This window comes from Enterobacter sp. T1-1, assembly GCF_000710795.1.
In the GTDB taxonomy this organism is placed as follows: Bacteria; Pseudomonadota; Gammaproteobacteria; order Enterobacterales; family Enterobacteriaceae; genus Enterobacter; species Enterobacter cloacae.
In genome coordinates this window covers 55290-63354 of the sequence record NZ_JALW01000019.1, presented here as the reverse complement: position 1 = coordinate 63354, position 8065 = coordinate 55290, and the positions used below count along the sequence as shown (strand labels likewise).

The following is an 8065-nucleotide window of genomic DNA, read 5'->3' as shown; positions in this document are numbered from 1 at the left end:
CTTCGAAAAAAAACCCCGCAAGGGGTCGTTAGCTCAGTTGGTAGAGCAGTTGACTTTTAATCAATTGGTCGCAGGTTCGAATCCTGCACGACCCACCAATGTTAAAAAGCGCCCTAAAGGCGCTTTTTTGCTATCTGCGATACAACAAATGCTCCGCACATCTATTCCCGGTGACTTTTCACTCCAGATTCGCTATCTTGTTTAGTATACAAAACACAATTGCCCTGCGTTTTGCTATGTCAGGCAAAAGAAAGGCAATATTGTTAAGCCAGTAAAACGAGAAGCCATAATGAGCGTGATGTTTGATCCTGAAGCCGCAATCTATCCCTTCCCGCCGAAGCCTGTTCCGCTGAGCATGGATGAAAAGCAGTTCTACCGTGAGAAAATCAAGCGTCTTCTCAAAGAGCGAGATGCCGTGATGGTGGCACATTACTACACCGACCCGGAAATCCAGCAGCTGGCGGAAGAGACCGGAGGCTGTATTTCTGACTCTCTGGAGATGGCGCGCTTTGGTGCAAAACATCCTGCTTCCACGCTCCTGGTTGCGGGGGTGCGTTTTATGGGGGAAACGGCAAAAATCCTTAGCCCTGAAAAAACCATCCTGATGCCAACGCTGAACGCGGAGTGTTCACTGGATCTCGGCTGTCCGATTGACGAATTCTCGGCCTTCTGCGATGCCCATCCTGACCGGACCGTGGTGGTGTACGCCAATACGTCGGCTGCAGTGAAAGCGCGCGCAGACTGGGTTGTTACGTCGAGCATCGCCGTTGAACTGATTGAGCACCTGGACAGCCTGGGTGAGAAGATTATCTGGGCACCCGACCGCCATCTGGGAAGCTACGTCCAGAAGCAGACCGGGGCAGACGTGCTCTGCTGGCAGGGCGCCTGCATCGTTCATGACGAGTTCAAGACGCAGGCACTGTCCCGCATGAAGGCGCTTTACCCTGATGCCGCTATTCTTGTTCATCCTGAATCACCGCAGTCGATTGTCGACATGGCCGATGCCGTGGGTTCAACCAGCCAGCTTATTAATGCTGCCAGAACGTTGCCGCATAAGCAGCTTATCGTGGCGACCGATCGCGGTATCTTCTACAAGATGCAGCAGGCCGTGCCGGAGAAAGAGCTCCTCGAAGCGCCAACCGCAGGCGAGGGGGCCACGTGCCGCAGCTGTGCGCACTGTCCGTGGATGGCGATGAACGGCCTGAAAGCGATTGCCGAAGGGTTAGAAACCGGCGGTGCGGCGCATGAAATCCATGTGGATGCCGCTCTGCGTGAAGGCGCGTTAGTTCCACTTAACCGCATGCTGGATTTTGCGGCTACACTACGTACTTAATTCACTACGTCCCGGGGAAAAGATGGATTTTTTTAGCACACAAAACATTCTGGTTCATATACCGATTGGTGCAGGTGGCTATGACCTGTCATGGATTGAGGCCGTTGGCACGCTGGCGGGATTACTCTGTATCTGGCTCGCAAGCCTGGAGAAGATCAGCAATTACGCGTTCGGGCTCATTAACGTTACGCTGTTTGCGATTATCTTCTTCCAGATCCAGCTCTACGCAAGCTTGCTTTTGCAGCTGTTCTTTTTTGCGGCCAATATCTACGGGTGGTACGCATGGTCACGGCAGAACAGTCAGCAGGAAGCCGAGCTGCAGATCCGCTGGTTACCTTTGCCGAAAGCCATCGCCTGGTTTGTCGCCTGTGTGGTCGCCATTGGTTTAATGACGGTCTACATTAACCCGGTATTTGCTTTCCTGACCCGCATTGCTGTGGCGGTTATGTCCGGCATCGGTTTGCATGTGACGATGCCGGAACTTCAGCCGGATGCTTTCCCGTTCTGGGATTCCTGCATGATGGTGCTGTCCATTGCGGCGATGATCCTGATGACCCGTAAATACGTTGAGAACTGGCTGCTGTGGGTCATCATCAATGTCATCAGCGTGGTGATTTTCGCCCTGCAGGGCGTCTATGCGATGTCTCTGGAATATCTGCTGTTGACCTTTATTGCCCTGAACGGAAGCCGGATGTGGATTAACAGCGCGCGTGAGCGAGGCTCTCACGCGCTCTCCAGTTAATGGTGGTGATGATGTGAATGGTCGGACTGCGCCTCATTCAGGTGGCAATCCGGCCCGTTACAGGGCTGGTACTCCATCTGGATGGTCGCGTGACCAATTTCATAGTGATGTTCAAGAAAGTGCTGGATGCGTTCGAGTAGCGCATCGTGGTCGTGCGGCGGGATCACCTGGACGTGCAACGTCATAACCGGTTTCTCGCCCACCAGCCAGACGTGTACGTGGTGGACGTTACGTACTTCAGGAACTGAACGATGCAGATTACGTTTTAACTCGGCGATATCCACAGAGGCGGGCGCCCCCTCCAGCAACTCATTGACGCTCTCCTTCAATAGCCGCCAGGCGCTGCGTAACACCAGACACGAGACCAGTACAGAAAGAATAGGGTCGACAGGCGTCCAGCCGGTGTAGAGGATCACCAGTGCGGCAACAATGGCTCCCACCGAGCCCAGTAAATCTCCCATCACATGCAGAGCCGCGGCGCGTACGTTAAGGTTCTTTTCGCCACTGCCGCGATGCAAAATCCAGAAGGCCAGAAGATTGGCAAGCAGCCCCGCCACGGCGATCGCCATCATTGTCATCCCGGCGACCGGCTGAGGGTGTCTGAAGCGCTGAATGGCCTCCCAGACGATAAGAAGGGTAATGACCACCAGCGCAATCGCATTAACAAACGCGGCAAGCGTCGTCAGCCTCAGCCAGCCGAATGTATGGCGTGCATTAGGAGGACGACGGGCAAACTGTACGGCCAGGAGGGCAAAAAGCAGCGCTGCTGCATCGGTAAGCATATGTCCGGCGTCAGCCAGCAGCGCCAGGGAGCCGGAGATCAAACCGCCGATGACCTCAATAATCATGAAGGTGGCGGTAACGCCGAAGGCCAGCAGCAGGCGTTTAGCGTTGTCGTCGCCGGAGGCGTGGGAATGTGTGTGAGCCATGTTATCTTTCCTGATTCGTTATTGTTATTAGTGTAGCGTTTTTAATAAGTTACTCAAAAAGAAAGGAGAGCCTGAGCTCTCCTTTCGCAGTTAAATCAATAACCGGTTACTGGGTTGTACCATCCGTTTTGGTATTGGCATCATCGCCCACTTTGTCATTCGCGTCCGGGCAACGGCCGTCTTTACACATTGTGTTTTTGTGAACCTCATCCTTGCTCATATTGTCATGATTCATGGTACCGGAGTCGGTACCATCAGGGTGCAGCATCGTGCCGCCAGTGTTGGTGTTCCCGTTATTAATTTGGCTGTTATCGACATTGTTCGGGGCGACATTCTGTTTGGCATCAGGGGCCACCTGGCCTGCTGACGCAGCCGCGTTAGCATCGCCGTTACCCGATGAGCTCGTTTCAGCCGCAAGAACGCTGCCGCTTGCCAGGGTGAGGGTTGCCGTCAGGAAGAGAGTTGCCAGTTTCGTCATTTTCATCATGGTGCTCCTGTTCTTGTCGTTACGCTGTTTAACATTCTCCAACAGTGCATCTTTTTCAGAGGCGAAAGATCCCGCCAGACGGACTTACGTCAGTAGGGAATCGCGTTTAATAAAGCAAAAATGGTTGTTACAGTTAAAAAGCTTAGGTTAGATCTCGTTTTTCGCTATTTTGTGGCGATTTTTAGGCGAATTCCAGGAATTATCTGCGTGAAGTGTAAAACCGTGTTTACACTTCCTGGTCGACAAGATAGATTGAAAGGATTGCTTTCATTACAAAAGATATGGCAGAGCTGGAAAGAAGATGAATTATCAGAACGACGATTTACGCATTAAAGAGATCAATGAGTTATTACCTCCTGTAGCACTCCTTGAGAAATTCCCCGCCACTGAAAATGCCGCAAACACGGTTTCTCATGCTCGTAAAGCGATCCATAAGATCCTGAAAGGTAATGACGATCGTCTTCTGGTGGTGATTGGCCCGTGCTCAATCCACGATCCTGCCGCGGCAAAAGAGTATGCCGCGAGACTGCTTAAGCTGCGCGAAGAGCTTAAAGATGAGCTGGAAATTGTGATGCGCGTGTACTTTGAAAAGCCGCGCACCACCGTTGGCTGGAAAGGGCTGATTAACGATCCGCATATGGACAACAGCTTCCAGATTAACGACGGCCTGCGTATTGCGCGCAAGCTACTGCTGGAGATTAACGACAGTGGCCTGCCAGCCGCCGGTGAGTTCCTGGATATGATTACGCCACAATATCTGGCAGACCTGATGAGCTGGGGCGCCATTGGCGCGCGTACCACTGAATCTCAGGTTCACCGTGAACTGGCGTCCGGCCTCTCTTGCCCGGTGGGTTTTAAAAACGGTACCGATGGCACCATCAAAGTCGCTATTGACGCCATCAATGCGGCAGGGGCACCACACTGCTTCCTGTCCGTGACCAAATGGGGTCACTCTGCCATTGTTAACACCAGCGGTAACGGTGACTGCCATATCATTCTGCGCGGCGGTAAAGAGCCTAACTACAGCGCAAAACATGTCGCGGAAGTGAAGGTCGGGCTGGAAAAAGCGGGGCTGCCGCCTCAGGTGATGATCGACTTCAGCCACGCCAACTCCAGCAAGCAGTTTAAAAAGCAGATGGAAGTCGGCGCTGATGTTTGTCAGCAGATTGCTGGCGGCGAGAAAGCGGTGATTGGGGTGATGATTGAAAGCCATCTGGTTGAGGGTAACCAGAACCTCGAAGGCAGCGAGCCGCTGGTCTATGGCAAGAGCGTGACGGATGCCTGCATTGGCTGGGAAGATACCGACGCGATCCTGCGTCAGCTGGCGAATGCGGTAAAAGCCCGTCGCGGTTGATTCTTCCGGCACAAATAAAAAAGCGCGGAAGGCTCCGCGCTTTTTTTATGTCCGGCGAAAATTACTTCGCTTTACCCTGGTTCGCAACAGCCGCGGCTTTCGCTGCGATCTCATCCGCGTTACCCAGATAGTAGTGTTTGATTGGCTTGAAGTTTTCGTCGAACTCATACACCAGCGGTACGCCAGTCGGGATGTTCAGTTCGAGGATCTCGTCTTCACCCATGTTGTCCAGGTATTTCACCAGCGCGCGCAGGGAGTTACCGTGAGCGGCGATGATCACGCGCTCACCGCTTTTCAGGCGTGGCAGAATGGTTTCGTTCCAGTAAGGAACAACGCGGTCAATGGTCAGCGCCAGGCTCTCGGTGGTTGGCAGCTCAGCGTCGGTCAGTTTCGCGTAACGCGGGTCGTGGCCCGGATAGCGCTCGTCATCTTTGGTCAGCTCTGGTGGGGTTACCGCGAAGCCGCGACGCCACTGTTTAACCTGCTCGTCACCGTACTTCTCAGCGGTTTCGGCTTTGTTCAGACCCTGCAGCGCACCGTAGTGACGCTCGTTCAGTTTCCAGGATTTCTCAACCGGCAGCCAGGCCTGATCCAGCTCGTCCAGCACGTTCCACAGGGTGTGGATGGCACGTTTCAGCACAGAGGTGTAAGCAAAATCAAAGCTGAAGCCTTCTTCTTTCAGCAGTTTACCTGCTGCTTTTGCTTCGCTTACGCCTTTCTCAGACAGATCAACGTCGTACCAACCGGTGAAGCGGTTTTCGTTGTTCCACTGGCTTTCGCCGTGGCGCACCAGAACCAGCTTAGTAATAGCCATCTCTTACTCCTCAAGCATTTTTAGAATGATAACAATTCTCATTATATTGCCGTGGCCGTGCCAGCAGCAACGCTTAACCCTAACCATAGCGAAAATAGTCTCTGAGTGTAAGGTGCTTGTGAATCCAGGGTTATGATTTTGTCTGCGATTGGCGCTATTTTCAGCAAGGCGTGCAGAAAAAAGCCCTCCAGGGGAGGGCTGACGATGTTGCGGCCGGAGGTTAAGCGTGCGGAGTAAAATGATACTCGGTGACGCTGACGTACTCTTCACCCGGGCGCAGCACGCAGTCCGGCTGTGGCCATTCGGGATGGTTCGGGCTGTCCGGCAGGAACTCGCTCTCCAGCGCCAGACCTTGCCAGTCGCTGTACTCGCCGTGCTCACGTGCGGTTGTCCCGCCAAGATAGTTACCGGAGTAGAATTGCAGGGCAGGGGCGCTGGTGTAGACCGTCATCTGCAGTTTTTCATCCGCAGACCAGACCTGTGCAGCAGGCTGTTTCACATCGCCTTGTGCCTGCAGCAGGAACGCGTGGTCGTAACCTTTCACCTTGCACTGATCGTCATCGCTCAGGAAATCCTGGGCGATGGATTTTGCATTGCGGAAGTCAAAGCTGGTACCTTCCACGGGCTTCAGCCCCTGATACGGAATGCCCATCTCGTCCACCGGCAAATAGGCATCCGCAAGGATCTGCAGCTTATGGTTACGCACATCGCACTGATTACCGTCCAGATTGAAGTAGGCGTGGTTGGTCAGGTTGACCGGACACGGCTTATCGACCGTCGCACGGTATTCAATGGCGATACGGTTGTCGTCGGTCAGCGTAAAGCGTGCAAACGCGGTAAGGTTACCCGGGAATCCCTGGTCGCCATCCAGCGAGTCAAGTGAAAACAGTACTTCCCGGTCGTTTTGCTGGACAATTTTCCAGCGGCGTTTGTCAAATCCTTCCGGTCCACCATGCAGCTGGTTCTCACCCTGGCTTGGCAGCAACGTGTAGCGAACACCGTCGAGCTCAAAACGGCTTTTCGCAATGCGGTTCGCATAGCGCCCGACGGACGCGCCAAGATAGGCGGCCTGGTTGATATACTGCTCAGGCGACGCGCAGCCGAGAAGGGTTTCGCGCACGCTGCCGTCTGGCATTGGTACGCGGGCGGAAAGTAGGGTGGCACCCCAGTCCATGAGCGTAACAACCATCCCCGCGCTGTTGCGCAGGGTTAACAGGCGATACGGCAGACCATCCGGTGCGAGGGTTGGCGTTTCGTTTAGCACTGTCCGGCTCCTTGTGATGCTTTACAAACATAGAACGTTTCTTTAATGCCCGTTTTGGCTTCGTACTGTTTCTCCACCGCCGACTGGACGGCCGGGACGAGATCTTCCGGCACCAGAGCGACGATGCAGCCACCAAAACCACCGCCCGTCATGCGTACACCGCCTTTATCGCCGATGACCGCTTTGACAATCTCCACCAGGGTATCGATTTGCGGAACGGTGATTTCGAAGTCATCGCGCATGGAGGCGTGGGACTCTGCCATCAGTTCCCCCATACGTTTCAGATCTCCTTTGGCCAGCGCGGAAGCGGCTTCAACGGTTCGGGCGTTTTCGGTCAACACATGACGAACGCGTTTTGCCACTACCGGATCCAGCTCATGCGCCACTTTGTTGAATTCATCAAGCGTCACGTCGCGCAGGGCCGGCTGCTGGAAGAAGCGTGCGCCGGTTTCGCACTGCTCGCGGCGGGTGTTGTACTCGCTGCCCACCAGCGTACGTTTAAAGTTGCTGTTGATAATCACGACCGCGGCACCCTTTGGCAGGGGAACGGCTTTGGTTCCAAGCGTTCGGCAGTCAATCAGTAACGCATGCTCTTTTTTGCCCAGCGCGGAGATAAGCTGGTCCATGATGCCGCAGTTGCAGCCCACAAACTGATTCTCCGCTTCCTGGCCGTTCAGTGCGATTTGCGCCCCGTCCAGCGGCAGATGGTACAGCTGCTGGAAGACGGTTCCCACCGCCACTTCCAGGGATGCCGACGAGCTTAAACCGGCCCCTTGTGGCACGTTGCCGCTGATGACGAGATCTGCACCGCCAAAATTCTTGTTACGCTTTTGCAGATGTTTCACCACGCCGCGCACATAGTTGGACCACTGCTGGCCGTCGTGGATAACAATCGGGGCATCGAGGGAAAACTCGTCTATCTCATTACCGTAATCCGCCGCAATCACGCGCACTTTGTGGTCATCGCGCTTTGCGCAGGCGATCACCGTCTGGTAATCAATGGCACAGGGCAGAACAAAACCGTCGTTGTAGTCGGTGTGTTCACCAATCAGGTTTACGCGGCCAGGTGCCTGGATAACGTGGGTGGCAGGGTAGCCAAATTTTTCAGCAAACAGGGATTGTGTTTTATCTTTCAGACTCAT

At 54.2% G+C, this 8065-nt stretch carries 8 protein-coding genes and 1 tRNA gene; 4 read left to right on the top strand and 5 right to left on the bottom strand.

Going from position 1 to position 8065, the window contains the following annotated elements; genetic code table 11:
- Positions 1 to 22 precede the first annotated feature (22 nt).
- From AK59_RS0108200 to pnuC, 3 genes are all read left to right on the top strand, one after another.
- Positions 23 to 98, top strand: a tRNA-Lys gene (locus tag AK59_RS0108200).
- Between the two features lie 191 nt (positions 99 to 289).
- Entirely contained in the window at positions 290 to 1333 is a 1044-nt protein-coding gene (gene nadA / locus AK59_RS0108195; RefSeq protein WP_029882503.1) for a quinolinate synthase NadA, read from the top strand.
- A 22-nt stretch (positions 1334 to 1355) separates the two neighbouring features.
- Positions 1356 to 2075 (top strand): nicotinamide riboside transporter PnuC, encoded by a 720-nt coding sequence (gene pnuC, locus AK59_RS0108190; protein WP_029882502.1) that lies wholly within the window; start codon positions 1356 to 1358, stop codon positions 2073 to 2075.
- Here pnuC and zitB read toward each other — a convergent pair.
- Together zitB and AK59_RS0108180 are read right to left on the bottom strand one after the other, a co-directional pair.
- A complete protein-coding gene (gene zitB, locus AK59_RS0108185; RefSeq protein WP_013097525.1) occupies positions 2072 to 3004 on the bottom strand; it encodes a CDF family zinc transporter ZitB in 933 nt (310 codons plus the stop codon). The two genes, pnuC and zitB, sit on opposite strands and share 4 nt — an antisense overlap.
- Positions 3005 to 3110: 106 nt before the next feature.
- Entirely contained in the window at positions 3111 to 3488 is a 378-nt protein-coding gene (locus tag AK59_RS0108180; protein ID WP_020685076.1) for a YbgS-like family protein, read from the bottom strand.
- A gap of 304 nt (positions 3489 to 3792) precedes the next feature.
- On the opposite strand from AK59_RS0108180, the gene aroG reads away from it, so the two are divergent.
- Positions 3793 to 4845, top strand: coding sequence for a 3-deoxy-7-phosphoheptulonate synthase AroG (aroG, locus tag AK59_RS0108175; protein WP_013097523.1), 1053 nt, complete (start codon positions 3793 to 3795; stop codon positions 4843 to 4845).
- A gap of 61 nt (positions 4846 to 4906) precedes the next feature.
- Here the strand turns inward: aroG and gpmA are convergent, their stop codons facing one another.
- From gpmA to galK, 3 genes are all read right to left on the bottom strand, one after another.
- Positions 4907 to 5659 (bottom strand): 2,3-diphosphoglycerate-dependent phosphoglycerate mutase, encoded by a 753-nt coding sequence (gene gpmA, locus AK59_RS0108170; RefSeq protein WP_008501111.1) that lies wholly within the window; start codon positions 5657 to 5659, stop codon positions 4907 to 4909.
- Between the two features lie 220 nt (positions 5660 to 5879).
- Positions 5880 to 6923 (bottom strand): galactose-1-epimerase, encoded by a 1044-nt coding sequence (galM, locus tag AK59_RS0108165; protein WP_029882501.1) that lies wholly within the window; start codon positions 6921 to 6923, stop codon positions 5880 to 5882.
- Positions 6917 to 8065, bottom strand: coding sequence for a galactokinase (gene galK / locus AK59_RS0108160; protein ID WP_029882500.1), 1149 nt, complete (start codon positions 8063 to 8065; stop codon positions 6917 to 6919). Before galK ends, galM begins: the two co-directional genes overlap by 7 nt.

Excerpts from the sequence above, each read along its gene's own strand:
- nadA (WP_029882503.1), top strand. The coding sequence starts at position 290 with ATGAGCGTGATGTTTGATCCTGAAGCCGCAATCTATCCCTTCCCGCCG.
- pnuC (WP_029882502.1), top strand. The coding sequence starts at position 1,356 with ATGGATTTTTTTAGCACACAAAACATTCTGGTTCATATACCGATTGGT.
- zitB (WP_013097525.1), bottom strand. The coding sequence starts at position 3,004 with ATGGCTCACACACATTCCCACGCCTCCGGCGACGACAACGCTAAACGC.
- AK59_RS0108180 (WP_020685076.1), bottom strand. The coding sequence starts at position 3,488 with ATGAAAATGACGAAACTGGCAACTCTCTTCCTGACGGCAACCCTCACC.
- aroG (WP_013097523.1), top strand. The coding sequence starts at position 3,793 with ATGAATTATCAGAACGACGATTTACGCATTAAAGAGATCAATGAGTTA.
- gpmA (WP_008501111.1), bottom strand. The coding sequence starts at position 5,659 with ATGGCTATTACTAAGCTGGTTCTGGTGCGCCACGGCGAAAGCCAGTGG.
- galK (WP_029882500.1), bottom strand. The coding sequence starts at position 8,065 with ATGAGTCTGAAAGATAAAACACAATCCCTGTTTGCTGAAAAATTTGGC.